Below are 21,510 nucleotides of genomic sequence, written 5' to 3' on the forward strand. Positions count from 1 at the left end.
CCAACCGCGTCCTGCACCATGCGACGCACATGGACCACGTCACCGGGGGCGAAAATATCGGCGAAATTGCCGCGCATCCATTCGATGACATTGCGCCTCACGACAAAGTGTTCTGCCTCGGTTTCGTCCACGCCTTCGATACCGATGCGTAGCTGATTTTCACCGACTTCCAGCACCACGGCAGGATGCCATTGCGCCACCAGATCGATATCGCGCGCCACCTGTGTAGATGCGAGCGCCGCGCGCCATACGGTTTCATCCGACAGCGTATCTTCGGGGATGGTCACGCTGGTGCCACGCCAGACGCCGTTACTGCGGTCGAATTCTTCCAGCGCCTGCTGCAGCGACTGCGCGGCAGTCACCTGCAATTCGGGGTCCACCGTCGCGCGGATCGACAGGCCGCCGGAAAAGAATTCATCCTGTCCGAAATCCTGGCTGAGCTGGCGACGGATTTCGTCGGTAAAATAATCCCGGTCCGGCAGGGTAGATCGGAAATCCTCATAATCGCCGCCCTGCACCGACAAAAGCGGTGCTGCGGTTTCCGCCAAAAGCGTGGCTTCGTCGATATAGCCATTCTGCGCCATCAGCCGCAAAGTGTTGTTGCGCCAGAACACCGCGATGTCGCGGTCGCGCACCGGGTGACGGTTGCTGGGGGATTTGGGTAACGACGCCAGATAAGCTGCCTCGCCCACTGTCAGTTCGGTCAGCGGCTTGTTGAAATAGGTCAGCGCAGCGGCGGTCACACCAAATGAATTCTGACCCAGAAAAATCTCATTGAGGTAAAGTTCAAGGATACGTTCCTTGGACATCGCCTGTTCGATCCGCACGGCAAGGATGATCTCTTTGATCTTGCGTTCGGCGGTGACCGACCCGTCCAGCAGGAAGTTTTTCATCACCTGCTGCGTGATTGTCGAGGCCCCGCGCAGGTCTTCGCCGCGCGATTCAATCGCGTCGACCACGGCAGACACCATGCTGGTCGCGTCAAAGCCTTGGTGGGTATAGAAATTGCGATCCTCGGCGGAAATGAACGCCTGTTTCACCAGATCGGGAATATCCTCTGCCGGGGTGAACAGACGTCGCTCGGTGGCGAATTCGTCGATGATCAGTCCTTCGCGTGAATAGACCCGGCTGATCGTCTTGGGGGTATATTGCGACAGTGTTTCATAGCTGGGCAGATCGCGGCCATAAAGATAGACGACACCGCCCAGCACGACAGCCCCCATGATCAGCGACATGGTGATAAAGGTGAAGATGCCACCAAAGAAAGAGAGGATAAAGCGCAGCACGGGGAGGGATTGTCCTTTCAGAATTCCAGCCGCTTATACGCCGTGACCTGCAAATGGTCAAAACCGCAAATCCCGCCAAAGCGCGCTATCACCAGGCAATTGATCACAATCCGCTTATCTGGCGACTGGTATCCTAGTCCCGGGCGGCGCGGTAAAGCCCCACTGCCGTCGTGATCGCTGTGACCAACTGCCCCCGGCGCAACGGGTCAGTCAGGTTTGCGCGGTCTTCAGCGTTGGACAGAAACCCCGCCTCGATCAACACACTGGGGAAATCGGCGGCAAGCAGTACCGAAAACCGGCCCGTCCGTCTCGGGTGTGAATTCAACCGCACGCCCTGTGCGCGCATCTCTGCCACGATCAGATCGGCAAAACTGGCCGCACGCGGCGCTGTGGACCGGCGCGCCATATCCATCAGCACACCGGCGACGCGGTCATCGGTCACCGAAAGATCGACCCCCGCCAGCAGATCCCCCCGTTCATGCCGTTCCACCAGCCGCCGCACGGCCAGATCGCCGCTATCCTCTGACAAGGTATAGACCGACGCGCCCCAGGCATCGTCCTCTTCCAGCGCATCGGCGTGCAGCGAGATGAACAGATCCGCCCCCGCCGCCCGCGCGATCGACATCCGCGTGTAAAGCGGCACAAAGCTGTCGTCTGACCGGGTCAGCACCACGGCCACCCCGTCCAGCGCGCGCAGGCTGCCCGCGATCTCATTGGCGAAACGCAGCATCAGATGCGCCTCGGTGATGCCGCCGCGCTGCGCGCCAGGGTCGATGCCGCCATGGCCGGGGTCAAGCACGACGACAAAGGCATCATCCGCCGCCTGCGCCAGACCTGCCAGCGCCTGTTGCGTCAGCGCGTCCCAACCTGGATCGGGCGGCGCGCCCGCGCTTTGCGAAAATTCACTGGCCGTCACGCGATGCAATCTGACCGAAAGAACAGCGCCCTGCGGCCCTCGCGTCATGCCCGCGCTTGTCAGCGTCAGCGGCTGGGCGATATCCAGCACCATCCGCGTCCAGCCGGGCTTGTAAGGCCCGAACCGCACCGCTGTCACGGCGCGCGCGCTGTTGATCGCCTCTGCGCTGATCCCGCCGGTATCAAGGCCCTGAAAATCGAGCACCAGACGACGCGGTTCATCCAGTGTGAAAATCCGGTAAGGCACAATATCGGACAGGCCAAGGTCGATCTGCAACGACCGCCAGCCATCGGAGATGGCGGAACGTTCAGGGTCGAATTGCGCCTGTCCCATGGCGCTGGTCGCCAGCATGACGAAAGCGGCTAGCCAACGGATCATGCCTGCCGTGCCTGCATGAAACGGGCAATGCGCGCCAATCCTTCAGTGATATCCGCCGTGGACCTTGCATATGAAAACCGCAGCCAGTGATGCCCGCGCGCGGCATCGAAATCCAGACCGGGTGTCACGGCGACCCCCGCCTGATCCAGAATTTCGGCGGCGAATGCGCGTGCATCATCGGTATAGGCCGACACATCGACATAGATATAGAACGCCCCGTCAGGCGGCGCGAAGGCCCCCATCCCCACCGCGCGCAGCCCATCCATCATCAAGGCGCGGTTGGCGGCATAGACAGCCTTGTTGGCGTCCAGTTCGGGCGCGCAATCCATCGCATGCAGAGCAAGGCGCTGCGCGGCATGGGGCGCGCAGATGAACATATTTTGCGCCAGCCGTTCGATCCGGCGGACATGATCTTCCGGCACCACCATCCAGCCGACGCGCCAGCCGGTCATCGAAAAATATTTGGAAAAGGAATTGACGACATAAACCTCGTCCGTGACTTCCAGCGCGGACACCGGGCGCAGATCATAATCGATCCCGTGGTAAATCTCGTCCGAGATGAAGGCCGCGTCGCGCGCGGCACAGGCATCGGCCAGCGCCTTGATCTGCGCGGCATCCAGCATCGTCCCGGTCGGGTTGGCCGGTGACGCAACGATCAGTCCGGCCAGATCATATGCCGCGACATGATGTGGCTGCGGCTGGAAACGGTCGGTCAGATCGGTGGGAATATCGACCGGCGTCAGCCCCACGGCACGCAGGATCTGGCGATAGGACGGATAGCAGGGCGTACCCAGCCCGACCCTTTCGTCATTGTCAAACAGCGCCGAAAAGGCGAGCAGAAAGGCACCGGACGCACCAGAGGTGATCACGACGCGGGCCGGATCAAGGTCAAGCCCGTACCAATCGCCGTAATGCCGCGCGATGCGCACGCGCAATTCCGGCAGGCCGAGGCCGACGGTATAACCCAAAGGCTCCGCCATATCCGCGATCAGCTTTTCACGCGCGGCGGATGGTGCGCCGGTGCCGGGCTGGCCCACCTCCATATGGATGATGTGGCGGCCTGCGGCCTCTGCCTGCCTTGCCGCTTCCATCACATCCATCACGATGAAAGGGTCCACGTCGCCGCGGTTTGCATGTCGCATCTGCTGCCTCGTTCTTGCTAGGGGCCCCGGCTTATTCAGCAGCCAGATCGTCCCTTGCGGCGATCTCTGCCGCCTTCTTCTCGACCTGTTCGACAATATGTTCGATCATATCTTCGTTGGATTGCTTATGGCTTTGCTTGCCCGCCAGATAGACCATGCCGGACCCTGCCCCGCCGCCGGTGAAACCGACATCGGTCATCAGCGCCTCACCCGGCCCATTGACCACACAGCCGATGATCGACAGCGACATCGGCGTCTTGATATGTTCCAGTCGTTTTTCCAGCGCTTCCACCGTCTTGATCACATCGAACCCTTGGCGCGCGCAGGACGGGCAAGAAATGATATTCACGCCCCGGTGGCGCAGGCCAAGGGATTTGAGGATCTCGAACCCCATCTTGACCTCTTCCACCGGATCAGCCGACAGGCTGACGCGGATCGTGTCACCGATCCCGGCCCAGAGAAGATTGCCCATCCCGATGGCGGATTTCACCGTGCCGCTGATCAGACCGCCGGCCTCGGTAATGCCCAGATGGATCGGGGCATCGGTGGCGTCGGCCAGTTGCTGATAGGCGGCGGCGGCCATGAACACATCGGATGCTTTGCAGGAAATCTTGAATTCGTGGAAATCGTTGTCCTGCAGGATCTTGATATGATCCAGCCCGCTTTCGACCATGGCATCGGGGCAAGGTTCGCCGTATTTTTCCAGCAGATGCCGTTCCAGCGACCCAGCATTCACGCCGATGCGGATCGAACAATTGTTGTCGCGCGCGGCGCGGATCACTTCCTTGACGCGTTTTTCATCGCCGATATTGCCGGGGTTGATGCGCAGGCAGGCAGCGCCCGCCTCTGCTGCCTCAATCCCGCGTTTATAGTGGAAATGAATGTCAGCAACGATCGGCACCGAGACATTGGGCACGATCTGCCGCAGCGCGCGCGACGAATCCTCATCCGGGACCGAAATCCGCACGATATCGGCCCCGGCGTCAGCGGCGGCCTGCACCTGCGCGATGGTGCCTTTGATATCGGTGGTCAGGGTGTTGGTCATCGTCTGCACCGTGATCGGCGCATCGCCCCCGACCGGCACATTGCCGACCATGATCTGACGGGATTTGCGGCGTTCGATATTCCGCCAGGGGCGGATATGGTTCAGTGACATCGGATCGCTTTCAGCAGATTGCGGTTCATGCGCAACCTAAGCCGCCGACCCGCGCGGGGCAAGCGGCGGCTTGTTATTGATCCGTCACAGCCTCGGCGACGCGGACAATGGCGGCAAGGTCATTGTCGCTGTCCAGATCGGCAATGGCATAGGATTCGGTCAGGTTATCCGCCGACAAGACAACGTTGGACGTGACCACCCCGCGCTGCCCGACAGGGCCGTAATGCACGCCGTTCACCGCGAAATACATCGCACCGCTTTCGCCGACCCGCAGGGTGGCTGGTTCTTCGGTGGCGGGCAGGACGAAATTCTGACCGGGTTCCATGATCCCTTCCAGCAGGATCACACCGTCAGCCGCCTGCACCCGCACCCATGCGGGCCGCGCTGCGACCAATTGCACCTCTGGCACCGGATCTTCGACGACCTGAATGCTCGGCATGGCCAGGTCGTCGGGGATGACAGAGGTTTCACGCGCCATGGTGACATTATCCTGCGATGTCAGCGCGCCGATCATCTGCGGCGTCAGCGTGGAAATCGGTGTATCGCGCGCGACCAGCACCGGCACATCCAGCGCCTGGGGACGGTAAAGCCTGTCCAATGCCTCTGGCGAAGGTAGCGACATGGCATCAAGGCTGGTCGCATCGCTGACGTCGATTGCATTGCTGCTGCCCGAAAGAGGGTCCAGATCGGACACAACGACGGGGGCCTGTTCGACCGGCGCGAATTGAACGCGCTGCACCTCTTGCAACACGGTCCAGCCGCCATAGCCCAGCCCGCCCATCATCGCGACCAGCACCATGGCTGATCCGATGGCGCGCAGTTCGACCTGCGCGAAAATGCTTTGCTTGGCGGGAATGAAAGGCGTGCGCGACGACAGAAAGATATCCTTGCCCGCAGGCATCCGGCTGGTATCCGCAGTGCGGTTCTTTAGCGACGATGCTTCTGCGGACATGCCATGCGCGGTGGTAAATCCGCTTTCCTTGCAAAACGCGGCAAAGGCAGTGTCAGGGTCCATCCCCAGATAGCGCGAATAGGACCGCACATAACCCGCGATAAATCCGGGCGTATCAAAAGCGGACGGATCGGCATTTTCAATCGCCGCAATATAGGCGGCCTTGATTTTCAATTCACGCTGTACATCCAAAAGGCTTTTGCCAAGCGTCGCGCGTTCGCCGCGCATAAGATCACCCAGACGCAGATCGTAGTCGTCAAACCCTTTGGTCTGAACGTCCTCAACCGCGCTGACACGCCTGAAGGTTTTACCGATCATCGACTGTCCCGTCGCTCAATGCCCCAAAAAGCGCCCCGATGTCCGAATCAACCTGAGCGGAACGCCTTTGAAAGCAATAGCATGTCAGTGCCGCGCTTGCACATCGGCAATAGGCGTTAACCCGCCAATTCGGCCCGGTTTAACGCGCAATGTGACCACAAACCGTCCAAAGCGCCGACCAGTGCATCCATTTCACGCGGCCCATGCACCGGCGACGGAGTGAACCGCAGCCGTTCGGTGCCGCGCGGCACGGTGGGAAAATTGATTGGCTGCACATAAATACCGAATTCCGAAAGCAGCATATCAGACAACTTTTTGGTGTGTTTCGGATCGCCCACGATCAGCGGCACGATATGGCTGCCATGATCGATAATCGGCAGGCCCAGTCCCTTGAGCCGCAGTTTCAGGATTTTCGCCTGCGTCTGGTGACGTTCGCGCAATAGTTGATCGGTCTTCAGATGTGCCACCGATGCCGCAGCGGCTGCCGCCACCGCCGGTGGCAGGCTGGAGGTAAAGATAAAACCGGGCGCATAAGACCGCACCGCATCGCACATCTTGGCCGATGCGGCGATATAGCCGCCCACGACGCCATACGCCTTGGCCAGCGTTCCGTTGAAGATATCGATCCGGTGCATCAGGCCGTCGCGTTCGGCCACTCCGCCGCCGCGCGGGCCATACATGCCGACGGCATGGACTTCATCGCAATAGGTCAGCGCGCCGAATTCATCTGCCAGATCGCAGATTGCCCTGATCGGGCCGAAATCGCCATCCATAGAATAGATCGATTCAAAGGCGATCAGCTTTGGCGCCGCAGGATCGTCTGCCGCCAGCAATTCGCGCAGATGCGCCACATCGTTATGCCGGAAAATCCGCTTGGCCCCGCCGTTGCGCCGCACACCTTCGATCATCGACGCGTGGTTCAGTGCATCCGAATAGATGATCAGACCCGGAAAAAGTTTCGGCAGGGTGCTGAGCGTGGCGTCATTGGCATTATAGGCGCTGGTGAACAAAAGCGCGGATTGCTTGCCGTGCAGATCGGCCAGTTCAACCTCCAGCCGCTTGTGATATACGGTCGTGCCGGAAATATTGCGCGTGCCGCCGGACCCCGCCCCTGTCGCATCAATCGCCTCGTGCATCGCGGCCAGAACCACCGGGTGCTGCCCCATGCCCAGATAGTCATTGCCGCACCAGACCGTCACCGGGGTCTCTGTTCCGTCGGGCTTGAGCCAGGTTGCATGCGGAAAATGGCCCCGTTTGCGTTCAATCTCGATAAAGGTCCGATAGCGGCCTTCGTCATGCAAGCGGTTGATTGCGGTATCCAATTGGGCGTTATAATCCACCAATTCGTCCTTTTCTTCGGTCAGAGCGCATATCCAGCCGCGCCTTGAATCGTTCTAAACTGCATATAGGGCAGATCGCGTCCGGGCAAGACGCTACAAACTGTCGCCCCTGCCCCGGACCGTCTAAACCCGGGCACGCGGGCAGGCCATGATCTGGATCAATAGATTGCAGCCATGGGCATTGACCTTGCGCCTGAACAGGTCAACCCTGCGCGCAAATTCAAATGAAAGGCCCATCCATGACCCTTGATCCCGTCCTTGCCCGTATCGATGATGACCTGACGCAATCCGTCGAAAGATTGAAAGAATTGCTGCGGATTCCGTCGATTTCCACCGATCCGGCCTATAAAGCCGATTGTGACACGGCGGCTGACTGGCTGGTGGCGGATCTGATCTCGATCGGCTTCACCGCGTCGAAACGCGAAACACCCGGCCATCCGATGGTGGTGGCGCATAGCGGCGGCGACGGTCCGCATGTGCTGTTTTACGGCCATTATGACGTGCAACCGGTTGATCCGCTGAACCTGTGGGACCGCGACCCATTCGATCCGCAGGTCGAAGAAACCGCCAACGGAAAAGTGATCCGCGGCCGTGGCACATCGGATGACAAGGGCCAACTGATGACCTTTGTCGAGGCATGCCGCGCCTGGAAAGCCGTCCACGGCACCCTGCCCGCCAATATCACGCTGTTTTTCGAGGGAGAAGAGGAATCAGGGTCCCCATCACTGGTCCCTTTCATGAAGGACAATATCAAGGAACTGACCGCCGATCTCGCGCTGATCTGCGATACAGGGCTTTATGGCGACGCAACGCCTGCGATCATCACCCAGTTGCGCGGCCTTCTGGGCGAGGAAATCACCATCACCGGCCCGAAGAAAGATCTGCATTCGGGGATGTATGGCGGATTGGCGATGAACCCGGCCCGCGTTCTGGCCCGCGTGATTGCCGCGCTGCATGATGATGACGGGCGGATCACGGTGCCCGGTTTCTATGACGGCGTGCCAGAATTGTCGAATGAGCTTGCCGCCGCCTGGGACGATCTGAAATTCGACGAAAAGGCATTTCTGGGCGAGGTCGGCCTGTCTGTCCCTGCCGGCGAAAAGGGTCGTCGCCCACTGGAAATGATCTGGTCGCGCCCGACCTGCGAGGTCAATGGCATATGGTCCGGCTATACCGGCGATGGGTTCAAGACTGTGCTGCCATCAGAAGCACATGCCAAGATTTCGTTCCGCCTTGTCGGCACGCAGGACCCGCTGGCGATCCGCGACGCGTTCCGCAAGATGGTGCAGGATATGATCCCCGCCGATTGCAGCGTATCGTTCCATCCGCATGGGGCCAGTGCCGCCGGACAGATGAGCACGACCCACCCCGCCTTCGACCAAGCGCGCAAGGCACTGTCGGATGAATGGCCCAATGCGGCGGCCTATGTTGGTTGCGGCGGGTCGATCCCGATTGCGGCGTATTTCAAGGATATCCTCGGGATGGATGCGATGCTGATCGGGTTCGGCAAGGATGACGACCAAATCCATTCACCAAATGAGAAATATGACTTGGCGTCGTTTCACAAAGGCATCAGGTCATGGGCGCGAATCTTGCATGAGATGACGATTTGAATCGAAGGGGGTGCGTGCGGGCACGCACCTTACATCCGTACCGTCCGGATGATGCCGGAACCAACGCGTAGGGTGCGTGCGAGCACGCACCGCACAAAAAACAATCTTCCTGAATCAAATGGCGCGGTTGACGGGGCTCGAACCCGCGACCCCCGGCGTGACAGGCCGGTACTCTAACCAACTGAGCTACAACCGCGCGTGAGGGGCGGGATAATCGCGCAAGCATGGGGCGTCAATTGCAAAAAGACGAAATGCCGCGCTTTTTGGCGCGGCATGTTCTTGTCGTCTTTGGTGGGAATGCAGTGGCGCGGTTGACGGGGCTCGAACCCGCGACCCCCGGCGTGACAGGCCGGTACTCTAACCAACTGAGCTACAACCGCGCATCTGCTTTGCCAGCGTTTCGGCTGGTGTGGTGCTTCTATGCATGGGCGCGAGTGGCGTCAAGCGGCTACCTGTCCGGCAGCGGAATAAATTCCGCATCATCGCCGGGCGGCAGTTGAAAGCGCCCATTTTCCCAGTCGCCCGCGCGCCAGGCTTCTTTTGCCTCGTTGATCCTTTCGCGGGAAGAGGCCACAAAATTCCACCAAATATAGCGCGGCCCTTCCATCGTGGCCCCGCCCAGCAGCATCACCCGCGCCCCTTGATCGCCTGCTTTCATGCTGACCCTGTCGCCGGGGCGAAAGATCATCATCCTGCCCGCAGGGAAGGTTTGCCCCGCAATCCTGACGGCACCTTCCAGCACATAGGCACCGCGATCCTCATGGTTGTCCGGCAATGGAATCGCGGCGCCCGGTTGCAGGATCGCATCAAGGTAGAACATGTCAGACGGCGTCGCGACGGGCGCGCGTTCGCCGTAGGCATCGCCCAGAATCAGGCGCACCTCCTTGCCCTCGCCCAGCAGCACCGGCAGATCGGCGGCCGGTGCATGGATAAAGGCGGCTGCACCATCCTCGGCCCCTTTGGGCAGGGCGATCCAGCTTTGGATGCCGAACAGGGTGTGGTCGGCCGCCCCGTCGGTGCGTTCGGAATGCGTGATGCCGTGCCCGGCCTGCATCAGGTTCACGGCACCGGGGTTGATCCATTGATCGGTGCCCAGGCTGTCGCGGTGGTGGATCGTGCCGCTGTGCAGATAGGTCACTGTCGCCAGCCCGATATGCGGGTGCGGACGCACGTCAATCCCCTGCCCGGTCACGAATTCCGCCGGACCCATCTGGTCAAAAAATATGAACGGCCCAACCATCTGCCGGCGGGGTGCTGGCAAAGCGCGGCGGACCTCGAACCCGCCGATATCGCGGGCGCGCGGGACGATGACGGTTTCGATCGCGTCAACGGCGTCGCCTGTGGGGCAATCGGGATCAAGGGCGGGGTTCCAGCTCATGTCATCTCTCCTGCGGTGATGTCGCGAGACTAGCTGCAAAAGAGATATATGAAACCATACATTGCGGACAGTGTCTGTGCATGGATGAGCAGGATGGTGGGTGATGAGAGGCTCGAACTCCCGACATCTTCCGTGTAAAGGAAGCGCTCTACCAACTGAGCTAATCACCCGCTTGCGCCGCTTTAGAGGATCGTGTCGCGCGATGCAAGGGGCCGCATATCCAGCGCACCGCCCTGATATGTCCGCAGGCAGGATGACAGGGGCGCGCTATTCCAGCAATGTCTGCTGGCCGTCCTTGAGGTGATAGATGCAGCCCTGCCCGCCATGTGCGGTGACCTCTGCCAAGGCGGCATCGCCGATGACGATGCGGCGCAGCACGCGGCTGGTGATGCCATGGGTGACCAGCACGGCGGGTCCTGTCAATTCCGCCAGAAAGGCGCGCGCGCGGATTTCCACCGCGTTCAGCCCTTCGCCATTGGGGGCCATGTCATATTGCAGCGCATAGGGATCGGGGCCGTCGGGCATGGGCAGCGTATCGCGCAGCAGGCCCGACCAGTCGCCGACCTTGATTTCACGCAGACGGTCGTCGGTGTGGATATCATCTGCGATCCGGGCCAGCGCGATGCCGGCGGTCTGGATCGCGCGGCCCTGCGGGCTGGTCCAGAACCGGAAACCGGTCAGATCGCGGCTGGCGAGGATGGCGGCCTGCCGCGCGGCATCCGCTTCGCCCTTGGCTGTCAGCGGCGAATTCAGCGCGCCTTGCATCCGGTTCTCGGCGTTCCATTCGGTTTCGCCATGGCGCAGGATGTAAAGCTCTGGAAAGGGCATCGGGGCTCCGGCGTCATGTGACATATCCCGCCCCGATAACCCGAGCCGCCGACCCGGTCTAGGGTCATGGGTGATCGGCGATGCGAATTCCGTCGGCCCCAGCATCTGTGCGACAATACGCCTTCGCTTCTGATCAAGTCTCCTAGGCATGAAGATAGACGTATTCGTATCTCAGCGTTCGCGATAGCCGCTCGATGAAGATGTTGTCGAGAAAGCGACCCTTGCCATCCATCCACTGCCCGGCAGTGAATGTTTACATTCATGCGAGCGGAGATGCGCGCTGATCTGCATTTTCCTAATTCTTGAATACAGCGTGGTTGGCTGCATGCCCAGCAACTGCGCCGCGCCGTCTTTGCCTGCGACCTTTCCATTTGTGCGACGTAATGCCGAGATCAAGTTAGCGCGCTGCGCAGCTGTCATTGCCGGGAAATGCAAGGCCATCCGCTTCTGACCTCGTGCCGCGAAAGCGACGTTGTTGCACTGGCCGAACGATGTGGTCAGGCAAAAGCGGAGAACAACATCCGGTTCGATGTAACGAACAGAAAGACTGCAAATGCCCGCTTGATCCAGACAGGTTCCAACGCATGGGCCAGCCGCGCGCCAAGTGGTGCACAGGCAACCGACAAAGGCAGGATCAGGGCGACTGCTACAAGATTGACATAGCCCAGCGACAATGGCGGTCTGCGGTCAACGTCCCAACCCGCAACTATCATTGCCAGTGATGCTGGCACGCCAATCACCAGGCCCAAGGCTGCAGCCGTGCCAACCGCCCGATGCACCGGCACCGAAAATGCGGTCAGCAACGGCACGCCCAAGGTGCCGGACCCTATCCCCATCATTGCTGATATCAAGCCGACGCTGCCGGCCATCGCCGGTTGCACGCCGGTCTTTGCGGGCAGCGCGGTTGCAAGGATGCGGGTTCTGGGCCGCGCCATGTTCCACGCAACCAACAGCGCGATGGTGCCGAACAAGGCAAGCAATGCCCGCCCCGACACGATCCCCGCCAGCGCACCGCCTGCCAAAGCACCTGCGGCCATGAAAGGTGCCCAAAGCTTGAGGATGCCGATATCGACAGAACCGCGCTTGTGATACGCACGTGCAGACGAATAGGCCGTCACCGCCACAGTCACCAGTGATGTGGCGACCGCCACCTGCATGCCCAGTCCGGCGGGCAAGCCGATAAACCCGAAGACCCAGAACAGCACCGGCACTACAACGATGCCGCCGCCTACGCCCAGCAATCCCGACAGGATACCTGCTAAAGCACCGGTTGCCATGATCCCCGCGATCAGTGGGATTAGCTCTGCCCAATTCAGATCCATCCTCAAAACCCGAGCGCTGCACCGTCAGAACGGGGATCGGCAGCAACCTCAATCTGGCCATCGGGCCAAACCGCGACGCCGCCGGCATGACCGGCGAGATCGCTGTATGCGGGGATGATCTCGACCTCATGGCCCGCTGCTCGCAGATCAGCGACCAAGGTGGGGTCAAAACGATCTTCCAGCTTCAGGCTGGTCGTCGCATCGCCCCATGTCTTGCCCAGCAACCAACGCGGCGCTGTGATCGCTTGCTGCAAATCCTGCCCGAACATCGCGTAGCGGCTAAAGATTGCCGCCTGCGTCTGTGGCTGACCTTCGCCCCCCATCGTGCCGTAGGCCAGCACGCGCCCGTCGTCCAAATGCGCCAAGGCGGGGTTCAGCGTGTGGAAAGGCCGCGCATGTGGGCGCAATTGGTTCGGACCTGCGGTCAGGCTGAAACCTGCACCACGGTTCTGGAAGAACACGCCGGTATCGGGGCAAACAAGGCCAGACCCAAATTCCCAGAACACCGATTGGATAAAACTGACGACGCAGCCATCTTTATCTGCGGCACCCATCCAGATCGTGTCACCGGGTTTGGCCACTTCTGGCCAAGGCCGTGCTTTTGCGGTGTCGATCTGCCCCGCCAGCACACCGAGTTTCGCAGGGTCCAGCCAGTCCTGTGCAGGGCCTGCCATGTAATTGGGATCGCCCAGTTCAGCGTTGCGTTGTATAAACGCGAGTTTGGTGGCTTCAATCAAACCGTGCAAATGGTCAAAGCGGTCAGCCTTTGTCACGCCCAGCCGGTCAAACAGCGCGAGGATCATCAGCGACGACACGCCTTGTGTCGGAGGGTTGCTGTTGAACAACCGGCCTGCGCTAATCTGCGTGGTCAACGGCGCGGCAACCCCTGCTGCAAAGCGCGTGAAGTCATCAACGCGCAGCGGGCTGCCCGCGCTTTCCAGAAACGCCGCATGGGTCTGCGCCAGATCACCACGGTAATAATCATCCAATCCCGCCTCGGCCAGTTGCGCCAACGTCTGGCCAAGGGCGGCCTGCACCAGACGGTGGCCCGCCTTTGGCACCGCACCATCATGCAAGAACGTATCCGCAAAGCCCGGCACATCGCGCAGACCGTCCAGTTTTTCATGCGTCGTGCTTGCTTGGTTCTCTGTCACGGCCACGCCGTCACGCGCCAGCGCAATCGCAGGGGCCAGCAGATCGGCCAGTGGCAAGCGGTTTCCCTTGGGGCAAAGCTTCAACGCCTCTGTCCAGCCAGCAATCGTGCCCGGCACGGTCAAGGCGGCCAGCGGTCCGCGTGCAGGCAACGCATCGGTGATACCTTGTCCCGCATACCAATCGACAGACGCCAACCCAGCGGCACGCCCGCAGCCGGACACAGCGACAGGCGCTTGGCCGGGGCGGTGGATGATCCAGAACCCGTCCCCGCCAATGCCGTTCATATGCGGATAGGCGACCGCGATTGTGGCGGCGGCGGCGACCATCGCCTCGACAGCACTGCCACCTGCGGCAAGAATATCGCGTCCGGCCAAGGATGCGGCACGGTGCGGTGCGGAAAACCCGCCGTTAAATCCATAAGCAGAGCTGCGCATATTACCATCCTATCGCATTGGGTAACCAAGTCGCGAGACCGGGCATGAAGAACACCATCGTCAATGCAACGAATTGCAGGCCGATGAAAGGGATCGCGCCTTTGTAGATATCCATCGTGGTCACACCGGGCGGTGCCACACCTTTGAGAAAGAAGAGCGACCAGCCGAAAGGTGGCGTCAGGAAACTGGTCTGCAGGTTCAGACAGATCAGAATGCCCAACCAGACGGGATCAACCCCTGCCTGCATGAAAAACGGCAGGAATAGGGGCAACGCGATATAGCTGATCTCGATCCATTCAAGGAAAAAGCCCAGCACGAAGATCAGCAGCATCAAGAACACCAGCGCCCCCGTCACACCGCCCGGCACCCAGTCAAACATGCGTTCTACCAGATGTTCCCCGCCCAATCCGCGAAAGGCGAGGCCGAAGACCTGCGCGCAGATCAGGATGAAAAATACCATCGCGGATATTAGCAAGGTGGACCGCGCCACCGCAAACAGCATTGCGCCCGTCAGCCTGCCGGACAAAGCGACAAAGGCCAAGGCACCGACAGCGCCCATTGATGCGGCTTCAGTCGGGGCGGCGATACCGCCGATGATGCTGCCCAGCACTGCGACGACCAAGCCTACAGGCGGGCCGACGACCAGCACCACCTTGCGCAGCAGTGCCAGACGCGACAGCGCGCGGCGTTCCTCGATCGGAATTGGCGGCATCGACCCCGGCACCCACCACGCATAGGCAAGGATCGCGACGATATACACTCCGGCAAGCGTCAGGCCCGGCACCATCGCGGCAGCAAACATCGTGCCTACGGATTCCTGCAAGATATCAGCCAGCAGGATCAGCACCAGCGATGGCGGGATGATCTGCCCCAACGTGCCCGAGGCGGCGATCATCCCCGTGGCCACGGTCTTGGGATAACCGCGCCGCAGCAGGGTCGGCAAGGTCAGCAACCCCAGCGTGACAATTGTCGCCCCCACGATCCCCGTCGCGGCACCCAGCAACACGCCGACAAAGATGATCGCGACGCCCATGCCGCCCTGGATATTGCCAAACAGATGCCCGACCACATCAATCAATTCTTCAGCTAATCGGGACTTCTCAAGCATCACCCCCATGAACACGAACAGCGGTATCGCCATCAGCGTGTAGTTCGTCACCACACCATAGACTCGCGACGGCAGCAGGCTGAACAGCGATGAACCAAAGCCAAGATAGCCAAAGAAAAACGCCGAACCGGCCAGCGCGATCCCGACCGGGATGCCGATGATCAGCAGCACGAAAAAGGCGGCGATCATCGAAATCGCCAGAAGTTCCATAGGTGACATGGGTATTTACCTTGAAAGGGGGCGTTTAAGCAGCGTCGCGAGGTGGCAAGGCAAAGGCATGGCGCAGCACATGCGCCACGCCTTGCAGCGCCAGTAAGGCAAACCCGAGCGGGATCATCGCCTTGAGCACGTAGCGAAATGGCAGTCCGCCCGGATTGGGCGATCCTTCGCCGCGCGCATAAGACATGCCGACCCAACCCCAAGAGAGTTTGACCAGCAACATGCCAAGAACGATGATCAACACCCCGCCAATAACCTCGATCACTTGCTGGACGCGGGGCGGGAAGCGTTCGTAAAGCACATCCACCCGCACCTGTTCACCCGCAAACAGCGCATAGGACATGCCGAACAACGCGATGGGTGAAATCAGGTGCCATTGCAGCTCTTGCGCCCAGACAGCACCGGTGTTGAACAGGTAGCGCGCGAAAACATCGCCCGCGACCAAAAGCACCAGCACCAGACAAAGCCAGGCCGCGATGATACCAAACAGCCTGACTGTGGCCTCAAGCCCCAGAACAATGCGCAAGAGTGCCGGTTGCATCGGGGTCAAAACTCCAGAATGTCTTTGAACCAGGACACTTCGCTGATCTGCGCCCAGCCGTCGTGATCGGCTTTGAAGGCGAAATAGCTGTCATGGACCTTTTTGGTGATCTCGGAAGCGGCCGCTTCGGTTTCCAACGTGTCCAGCGTGGCTTCGCGCAGGGCGGCGATCACCTCAGCAGGGAGCGGGGCAGCCGTGACGCCGTGATTGGTGACCAGATCGGTCAAGGCGGCACCATTTACCGATTCCGACCACAGCAGGCTGTCCAGACAGGCGGCTTGGCTCGCGAGGCGCACCATCATTTGCAAATCTTCGGGCAGGCTGTCCCACGCGGTTTTGGAAATCAGCAATTCACCCGTTGTCGCAGGTTCGTGCCAACCAGAGGTGTGATAGAATTTAGCCGCCTGATGCAGACCCAGTGCGCGGTCCTGATAGGGGCCGACGAATTCCGCTGCGTCAATCACGCCGCGTTCAAGCGCCGGGAAAATCTCGCCCCCCGGAAGCAGGCGGGTATCAACACCAAGCGATGCATAAACGCGGCCAGCAAGGCCCGGAATACGCATCCGCAGCCCGTTCAACTGGCTGAGCGTTTCAACAGGTTCGCGGAACCATCCCGTCATCTGCACGCCAGTCGAGTTCATCGGGAAAGCGACAAGGCCGAAGGGTTCATAGACTTCCTGCCACAATTCCAAGCCACCGCCATGAAACAGCCACGCCATATGACCCATATAGGACATGCCGAACGGCACGGTCGTGAAATATTGCGCGGCAAAGACGTTGCCGGACCAGAAATAGCTGTTCGATGCATTCATCTCGACCACGCCCTGCTGGACGGCGTCGAACCCTTCAAACGCGGGGATCAATTCGCCAGCGGCGTAATGCTCGATATTCAACCTACCACCCGACATGATGCGGATCTTTTCGATCATATCGGTCGGGCTGCCGGGACCCACTGCATAGAACGGCGCGGTGGGGCCATAGCTATTGGTCATGCGCCAGTTGAAACTATCCTGCGCGCGGGCAATCGTCGGGGCGGCCATACCAGCACCTGCAGCGAGGGCGGTGGCGGAAAGAAACTTGCGTCGGTCCACGGTATCTTCCTTTCGAAGGTTAAGACGGTCTGCTGCGATGTAGCGCCGTGTCTGACAGGTAAGGCTTTTAATGATTAATGTCCTTGAGAGAGCCAAATGGTCTGGTGGCTTTTATAGATATTTGTATACAATTTGGGCAGCCAAGTTCATTCTTGGATACATTATAAGCGTAAATAGTGCACCGTTCTGCAGGTTGCTCCACAGCTTGTCCAAGGTGGGCTTTGCTTTCGATGCCTCCCACTTGGTGTTCAACACTCAGCGGAGTGAACCGCTGCCGAATCTGCTGTTCTCTGAATTCGCAATGGCTTTCCCATATCCGCGAGCAGGACATGGTCCTGCGCCGACTCGCAACACGCAGGGCGGTCGGCATGATCGGTGCAAGTCCAAGGCCGACAAGGAAATCGCCCATCAGCGCAACCTGGTGACCCGTCGCGAAACCTGCGATCAGGTATCCAAATGCGCCCTACCCCGCTCCCGCGAGCATCACCGTGCTGTCGCCCATTCGCCGCGTCAAGCCATCACCAAAGAACCGCACTACGGCCATCGCACCTGCGAATGCGGCCACACACAAGCTGCCGACGGAGGGCGGCGCTTCCAAAACGTTGCTCAGAGTTCCTGAGCCGTTGGCCGGAAAAGGATCTCGTTGATGTCCACGTCCTCGGGCTGGCTGATGGCGAAATCGACCAGGCGTGCGAATGTCTCGGCTGGAACACCGATTTCGCCGACATAGTCCTGGTTGGCCTTTTGCACATCCTGCTCGGTGATATGGTCAAGCAGTTCTGTCTTCACCGCACCGGGCGAGATGATCGTCGTGCGGATGTTATAGGGTTTTACCTCCTGCCGAAGCCCCTCGCTGATGGCCCGCACGCCGAACTTCGTCGCGGAATAGACTGCGGACCCGCCAAAGAGCTTGTGACCCGCGACCGACGACAGGTTGATGATGTGACCCGCCATTTGTTCCTTCATGTGAGGCAGCGCAGCTGCGATGCCGTAGAGAACGCCTTTCAGATTGACGTCGATCATCTGGTCCCATTCGTCGACCTTCAGGCGTTCAAGCGGTGACAGCGGCATCACGCCGGCATTGTTGATGAGCACATCGATCCGACCATAGGTCTCGACCGCCGTGTCCACCAGTTTCTGCACGTCCGCCCGTTTGGTAACGTCGGTGGCGACGGCTGTTGCCTTACCGCCGGCGCTGGTGATTTCAGAGACAAGCGCATTCAGCCGCTCTGCGCGCCGCGCACCAAGCACGACGCTTGCGCCCTTCGCTGCAAGATGCCGCGCTGCGGCTTCGCCCATGCCGCTGGACGCGCCTGTGATGACGATGACTTTTCCGGTGATGTTGTCATTCATTTCTCATTTCCTTTGTAAATCTTTGGACTGCTGATTGCTGTCGAGACCTGCGCTTGCAATATGTCTGCGGTAAGCCGCTGAGAACAGCAACGGAATGATGCCGCCCGCCGTCATGCTAATCGAGACGCGTAAGTTCGACGGTGATGGTGCCAGGCCGATCAAAAATCGAAACATCGCCGGTCACCTCGCCGAGGATGATAATCCCCGGATTTGGGACGCTGCCTGAACTGTAGTAGATCACGAAATGATTGGAGCTCCAGAGGCCGAGCGTGCCCGTCTCGAAACCGCGCTGCCGGGGTAGTTCCGGCAATGACGAAGGCAGGAACCCTGTCTTCTCCTGACGCAGATGGTCGCGCATGTCGATGGTCAGCGGCAGCATCTCCAGCAGCGCATCGGCAGCATCGTTATCGGCAAGCGTGGCGGTCACCTCGCCCCACTCGGACGAAATGAGAATCTTTTCTTGTGCCATCGCAGCAGCTCCAGATATGCCAAGGGCGAGACTGGCAGCGCCCAATATTGATTTCCACATGTGACGTTCCTCCGTTCACTGTCTTCTGGTGGTCAGTGGCCTGCACTTGCGCACAGGCCACCATAGCACCGCTTAAGCGGCGAGATGTTCGCCAAAGAATTCGTCCAGCCGGTCGAAGGGGATCACATCCATCCGATCATACAGATCGACATGGTCCGCGCCGTCGATGATCATCAGCTCTTTCGGCTCGGCGGCGGCGGCATAGGCATCCTCGCTGAAGTAAAGCGAATGCGCCTCGGACCCCGCGATCACCAGCATGGGCCGCGGCGAGATTTCCGCAATGTTGGTCAGCAGCGGCATGTTCATGAACGACAGCGGATTGGTCACTGTCCAGCCGCTGTTTGAATTGACCGAGCGCGGGTGATAGCCACGATCTGTCTTGTAATAGGCGTGATACATGCTGATAATGGGATTATCGATGCCATCAAGGCTGTCGGGCAGCCCGCCTGCCATAGCGGGGTCGCCAGCCTCGGCATCCGTCCAGCGCTGACGGCTCATCTGGGCAAGGCCTTCGGCGCGCTCTTCGTCAGTCATGCTGCCATAATAGCCCTCCGCCATGACGCGCGACATATCGTACATGCTGGTAACGGCGACTGCCCTGACGCGTTTGTCTGCGGCCACGGCGTTCAGCGCCATGCCGCCAAAGCCACATATGCCGATGACGCCGACCCGCTCGCGGTCCACTGCGTCATGGACGCCAAGGAAGTCAACGGCAGCCATGAAATCCTCGGTGTTGATGTCGGGCGACGCCACGTCGCGCGCGTCGCCACCACTTTCACCGACAAAGGAGGGGTCGAAGGCAAGCGTGACATAGCCACGCTCCGCCATTGTCTGGGCATAAAGACCTGCCGACTGCTCTTTGACGGCGCCGAACGGCCCGGCGACGGCAAGCGCTGGCAAGCTGGCGTCATCGCGATCAGCCGGAATATAGAGATCGCCGCTCAGCGTGATGCCGTAGCGGTTGGTGAATGTGACCTTTTTATGGGTCACATTTTCGCTAAGGGGAAATGTCTTGTCCCATTCACCGCTGGCTTGCGCCTTAGCGGGCGCGCTGCTCATTGAGACCAGTCCTGTGGCGGCAATGCTCGCCCCGGTCATCATCAGCAGCGTCCGGCGGCCCGCATCGGGCTGGTCGATCGATGTGTGAGTCTTTTCTTCAGTCATGTCATTTGCTCCTTCAAGTGGGTGTCGACAGGTGGTTGTGGTTGGCCGCGCAGCAGATATGCGCGTAGACTGACGCCAGTCATTGCAGGCTCCTCTGGTGGAACCAGGCCAGTAGGGCGCATACCGATGAGCCACCCAGCAGCATGACGGACAGGCCAAAGGTGAATTGCCAGCCAAGCGCATCGAAAAGCAGACCGCCGATGGCTGCGCCAGCCATAATGGCCAGCTGGATCACCGCGACCTGAAGACCGCCGCCCGCCTCGGCTTCGGGACCGAGCGTCCGGGCCAGCCAGGTGCCCCAACCGACAGGGGCTGCCGTCGCGAAGAACCCCCAAAGGAGGATCAGCGCGCCGACACCTGCCGGTAGTTGCGCTGAGACAATCATCAGGAGCGCAAGCCCCGCCATGACCGCCGGGATCGCGATCAACAGGCCATAGAGGTGGGTTCGCAGCAGGCGGCTGATTACCCAGGTTCCGGCAAGACCGGCAAGCCCGAGAACCAGAAAGCCGCCGGTGAGCATGGGGACGGAAAAGCCTGCCACGCCCTCCAGGTATGGCCGTAGATAGGTAAAGAGCGCGAACTGGCCCATGAACAGCAGAAAGATCGACGCCATGCCGAGTGCCACCTGAGGCTGGAAAAGCAAACCAAGCGGACTGGTGCGGCGGATACCGCGCGGCGGGAGAGACGGCATGTGAACCCGTTGCCAGGCAAGCGCCAGCACCGCGACCGGAACGATAAGCGCGAAGGCACCGCGCCAGCCGATGATATCGCCGAGCCAAGCGCCAAGGGGTGCCGAGATTGTCGCCGCAATCGCATTGCCCGCATTCAGCGCGGCAAGCCCTTGCGGCACCTGCTCCGCTGGCAAAAGGCGCATGACGATAGCGGTCGACATCGACCAGAACCCGCCGATGGCGATGCCCAGCAGCGCACGACCGATCATCAGAACGTTATAGGTCGGCGCAAATGCTACAATCAGGGCGGAGACGATCAGGAGCACCGAGAAAGAGGACAACACCAGTTTGCGGTCCAGACGCCGGGTCAATCCGGCAATCGTGAGGCTGGTGATGACGGCGAACAGCCCGGAGATCGAGATCATCTGCCCAGCTTGACCCTCGCTGACACCAAGCTCGGCTGCAATCGGGGTCAGCAGACTCACCGGCATGAATTCGGATGCGATGAGGACTGCAACGCAGAGCGCCATCGACATGACCGCACCCCAGGCGGAGCGCGTGTCGGTCGTAGCGGTTGAAACTGTTGTGGACATTCTGCGCCTCGCTTCCGGCTAAC

General features: G+C 60.3%; 19 protein-coding genes and 3 tRNA genes. 1 reads left to right on the forward strand and 21 read right to left on the reverse strand.

The annotated features are described in order from the left end of the window. The 6 genes from ACK4TM_RS02790 to hemA all read right to left on the reverse strand — a co-directional run. Positions 1 to 1,286, reverse strand: a 1,286-nt coding sequence (locus tag ACK4TM_RS02790; RefSeq protein WP_409696390.1) for a transglycosylase domain-containing protein, incomplete at its 3' end; no start/stop codon positions are given. A 133-nt stretch (positions 1,287 to 1,419) separates the two neighbouring features. Next, positions 1,420 to 2,580 (reverse strand): N-acetylmuramoyl-L-alanine amidase, encoded by a 1,161-nt coding sequence (locus tag ACK4TM_RS02795; protein WP_409696393.1) that lies wholly within the window; start codon positions 2,578 to 2,580, stop codon positions 1,420 to 1,422. Next, complete coding sequence (locus tag ACK4TM_RS02800) at positions 2,577 to 3,722, reverse strand: pyridoxal phosphate-dependent aminotransferase (protein ID WP_409696396.1); 1,146 nt, start codon at positions 3,720 to 3,722, stop codon at positions 2,577 to 2,579. The genes ACK4TM_RS02795 and ACK4TM_RS02800 overlap by 4 nt, the downstream gene beginning before the upstream one ends. A gap of 31 nt (positions 3,723 to 3,753) precedes the next feature. Continuing rightward, a complete protein-coding gene (gene ispG, locus ACK4TM_RS02805) occupies positions 3,754 to 4,878 on the reverse strand; it encodes a flavodoxin-dependent (E)-4-hydroxy-3-methylbut-2-enyl-diphosphate synthase (RefSeq protein ID WP_409696399.1) in 1,125 nt (374 codons plus the stop codon). A 73-nt stretch (positions 4,879 to 4,951) separates the two neighbouring features. Next, positions 4,952 to 6,148, reverse strand: a complete 1,197-nt coding sequence (locus tag ACK4TM_RS02810; RefSeq protein WP_409696402.1) for a helix-turn-helix domain-containing protein — start codon at positions 6,146 to 6,148, stop codon at positions 4,952 to 4,954. Positions 6,149 to 6,264: 116 nt separating this feature from the next. Beyond that, complete coding sequence (gene hemA / locus ACK4TM_RS02815; protein ID WP_409696405.1) at positions 6,265 to 7,488, reverse strand: 5-aminolevulinate synthase; 1,224 nt, start codon at positions 7,486 to 7,488, stop codon at positions 6,265 to 6,267. Between the two features lie 239 nt (positions 7,489 to 7,727). Here hemA and ACK4TM_RS02820 point away from each other — a divergent pair, with 239 nt between their 5' ends. Beyond that, positions 7,728 to 9,101 carry a M20/M25/M40 family metallo-hydrolase gene (locus ACK4TM_RS02820; RefSeq protein ID WP_409696408.1) on the forward strand — a complete coding sequence of 458 codons (1,374 nt, stop codon included), beginning with the start codon at positions 7,728 to 7,730 and terminating at the stop codon, positions 9,099 to 9,101. A 119-nt stretch (positions 9,102 to 9,220) separates the two neighbouring features. Here the strand turns inward: ACK4TM_RS02820 and ACK4TM_RS02825 are convergent. From ACK4TM_RS02825 to ACK4TM_RS02895, 15 genes are all read right to left on the reverse strand, one after another. Continuing rightward, positions 9,221 to 9,297 (reverse strand) — tRNA-Asp (locus ACK4TM_RS02825). 107 nt (positions 9,298 to 9,404) lie between these two features. Next, positions 9,405 to 9,481, reverse strand: a tRNA-Asp gene (locus tag ACK4TM_RS02830). A 68-nt stretch (positions 9,482 to 9,549) separates the two neighbouring features. Next, positions 9,550 to 10,479, reverse strand: a complete 930-nt coding sequence (locus ACK4TM_RS02835; RefSeq protein WP_409696411.1) for a pirin family protein — start codon at positions 10,477 to 10,479, stop codon at positions 9,550 to 9,552. 94 nt (positions 10,480 to 10,573) lie between these two features. Next, a tRNA-Val gene (locus ACK4TM_RS02840) sits at positions 10,574 to 10,649 on the reverse strand. A gap of 97 nt (positions 10,650 to 10,746) precedes the next feature. After that, entirely contained in the window at positions 10,747 to 11,307 is a 561-nt protein-coding gene (locus ACK4TM_RS02845; RefSeq protein WP_409696537.1) for a histidine phosphatase family protein, read from the reverse strand. Between the two features lie 171 nt (positions 11,308 to 11,478). Continuing rightward, positions 11,479 to 11,748: a helix-turn-helix domain-containing protein gene (locus tag ACK4TM_RS02850; protein WP_409696546.1), complete on the reverse strand. Its 270-nt coding sequence runs from the start codon at positions 11,746 to 11,748 to the stop codon at positions 11,479 to 11,481. 56 nt (positions 11,749 to 11,804) lie between these two features. After that, positions 11,805 to 12,629 (reverse strand): sulfite exporter TauE/SafE family protein, encoded by an 825-nt coding sequence (locus tag ACK4TM_RS02855; RefSeq protein ID WP_409696414.1) that lies wholly within the window; start codon positions 12,627 to 12,629, stop codon positions 11,805 to 11,807. 2 nt (positions 12,630 to 12,631) lie between these two features. Next, positions 12,632 to 14,218 (reverse strand): gamma-glutamyltransferase family protein, encoded by a 1,587-nt coding sequence (locus ACK4TM_RS02860; protein WP_409696417.1) that lies wholly within the window; start codon positions 14,216 to 14,218, stop codon positions 12,632 to 12,634. Between the two features lies 1 nt (position 14,219). Next, on the reverse strand, positions 14,220 to 15,545 hold the full coding sequence (locus ACK4TM_RS02865) for a TRAP transporter large permease subunit (protein ID WP_409696420.1): 1,326 nt from the start codon (positions 15,543 to 15,545) through the stop codon (positions 14,220 to 14,222). A 25-nt stretch (positions 15,546 to 15,570) separates the two neighbouring features. Beyond that, positions 15,571 to 16,086 carry a TRAP transporter small permease subunit gene (locus tag ACK4TM_RS02870; protein ID WP_409696423.1) on the reverse strand — a complete coding sequence of 172 codons (516 nt, stop codon included), beginning with the start codon at positions 16,084 to 16,086 and terminating at the stop codon, positions 15,571 to 15,573. A gap of 5 nt (positions 16,087 to 16,091) precedes the next feature. Then, on the reverse strand, positions 16,092 to 17,177 hold the full coding sequence (locus tag ACK4TM_RS02875; protein ID WP_409696426.1) for a TRAP transporter substrate-binding protein: 1,086 nt from the start codon (positions 17,175 to 17,177) through the stop codon (positions 16,092 to 16,094). Positions 17,178 to 17,783: 606 nt separating this feature from the next. Further along, on the reverse strand, positions 17,784 to 18,530 hold the full coding sequence (locus ACK4TM_RS02880) for an SDR family oxidoreductase (RefSeq protein WP_409696428.1): 747 nt from the start codon (positions 18,528 to 18,530) through the stop codon (positions 17,784 to 17,786). A gap of 115 nt (positions 18,531 to 18,645) precedes the next feature. Next, the gene (locus ACK4TM_RS02885) at positions 18,646 to 19,059 is read right to left on the reverse strand and encodes a cyclophilin-like fold protein (protein WP_409696431.1); all 414 of its coding nucleotides are present in this window, start codon (positions 19,057 to 19,059) and stop codon (positions 18,646 to 18,648) included. Positions 19,060 to 19,131: 72 nt separating this feature from the next. Then, positions 19,132 to 20,223, reverse strand: coding sequence for an alpha/beta hydrolase (locus ACK4TM_RS02890; RefSeq protein ID WP_409696434.1), 1,092 nt, complete (start codon positions 20,221 to 20,223; stop codon positions 19,132 to 19,134). A gap of 79 nt (positions 20,224 to 20,302) precedes the next feature. Beyond that, positions 20,303 to 21,487, reverse strand: a complete 1,185-nt coding sequence (locus ACK4TM_RS02895) for an MFS transporter (protein ID WP_409696437.1) — start codon at positions 21,485 to 21,487, stop codon at positions 20,303 to 20,305. Positions 21,488 to 21,510: the final 23 nt, after the last annotated feature.

Origin of the sequence: Yoonia sp. (assembly GCF_046292185.1) — a bacterium.
Lineage (GTDB): Bacteria > Pseudomonadota > Alphaproteobacteria > Rhodobacterales > Rhodobacteraceae > Yoonia.

Excerpts from the sequence above, each read along its gene's own strand:
- ACK4TM_RS02795 (WP_409696393.1), bottom strand. The coding sequence starts at position 2,580 with ATGATCCGTTGGCTAGCCGCTTTCGTCATGCTGGCGACCAGCGCCATG.
- ACK4TM_RS02800 (WP_409696396.1), bottom strand. The coding sequence starts at position 3,722 with ATGCGACATGCAAACCGCGGCGACGTGGACCCTTTCATCGTGATGGAT.
- ispG (WP_409696399.1), bottom strand. The coding sequence starts at position 4,878 with ATGTCACTGAACCATATCCGCCCCTGGCGGAATATCGAACGCCGCAAA.
- ACK4TM_RS02810 (WP_409696402.1), bottom strand. The coding sequence starts at position 6,148 with ATGATCGGTAAAACCTTCAGGCGTGTCAGCGCGGTTGAGGACGTTCAG.
- ACK4TM_RS02820 (WP_409696408.1), top strand. The coding sequence starts at position 7,728 with ATGACCCTTGATCCCGTCCTTGCCCGTATCGATGATGACCTGACGCAA.
- ACK4TM_RS02835 (WP_409696411.1), bottom strand. The coding sequence starts at position 10,479 with ATGAGCTGGAACCCCGCCCTTGATCCCGATTGCCCCACAGGCGACGCC.
- ACK4TM_RS02845 (WP_409696537.1), bottom strand. The coding sequence starts at position 11,307 with ATGCCCTTTCCAGAGCTTTACATCCTGCGCCATGGCGAAACCGAATGG.
- ACK4TM_RS02850 (WP_409696546.1), bottom strand. The coding sequence starts at position 11,748 with ATGGCCTTGCATTTCCCGGCAATGACAGCTGCGCAGCGCGCTAACTTG.
- ACK4TM_RS02855 (WP_409696414.1), bottom strand. The coding sequence starts at position 12,629 with ATGGATCTGAATTGGGCAGAGCTAATCCCACTGATCGCGGGGATCATG.
- ACK4TM_RS02860 (WP_409696417.1), bottom strand. The coding sequence starts at position 14,218 with ATGCGCAGCTCTGCTTATGGATTTAACGGCGGGTTTTCCGCACCGCAC.
- ACK4TM_RS02865 (WP_409696420.1), bottom strand. The coding sequence starts at position 15,545 with ATGTCACCTATGGAACTTCTGGCGATTTCGATGATCGCCGCCTTTTTC.
- ACK4TM_RS02870 (WP_409696423.1), bottom strand. The coding sequence starts at position 16,086 with ATGCAACCGGCACTCTTGCGCATTGTTCTGGGGCTTGAGGCCACAGTC.
- ACK4TM_RS02880 (WP_409696428.1), bottom strand. The coding sequence starts at position 18,530 with ATGAATGACAACATCACCGGAAAAGTCATCGTCATCACAGGCGCGTCC.
- ACK4TM_RS02885 (WP_409696431.1), bottom strand. The coding sequence starts at position 19,059 with ATGTGGAAATCAATATTGGGCGCTGCCAGTCTCGCCCTTGGCATATCT.
- ACK4TM_RS02890 (WP_409696434.1), bottom strand. The coding sequence starts at position 20,223 with ATGACTGAAGAAAAGACTCACACATCGATCGACCAGCCCGATGCGGGC.
- ACK4TM_RS02895 (WP_409696437.1), bottom strand. The coding sequence starts at position 21,487 with ATGTCCACAACAGTTTCAACCGCTACGACCGACACGCGCTCCGCCTGG.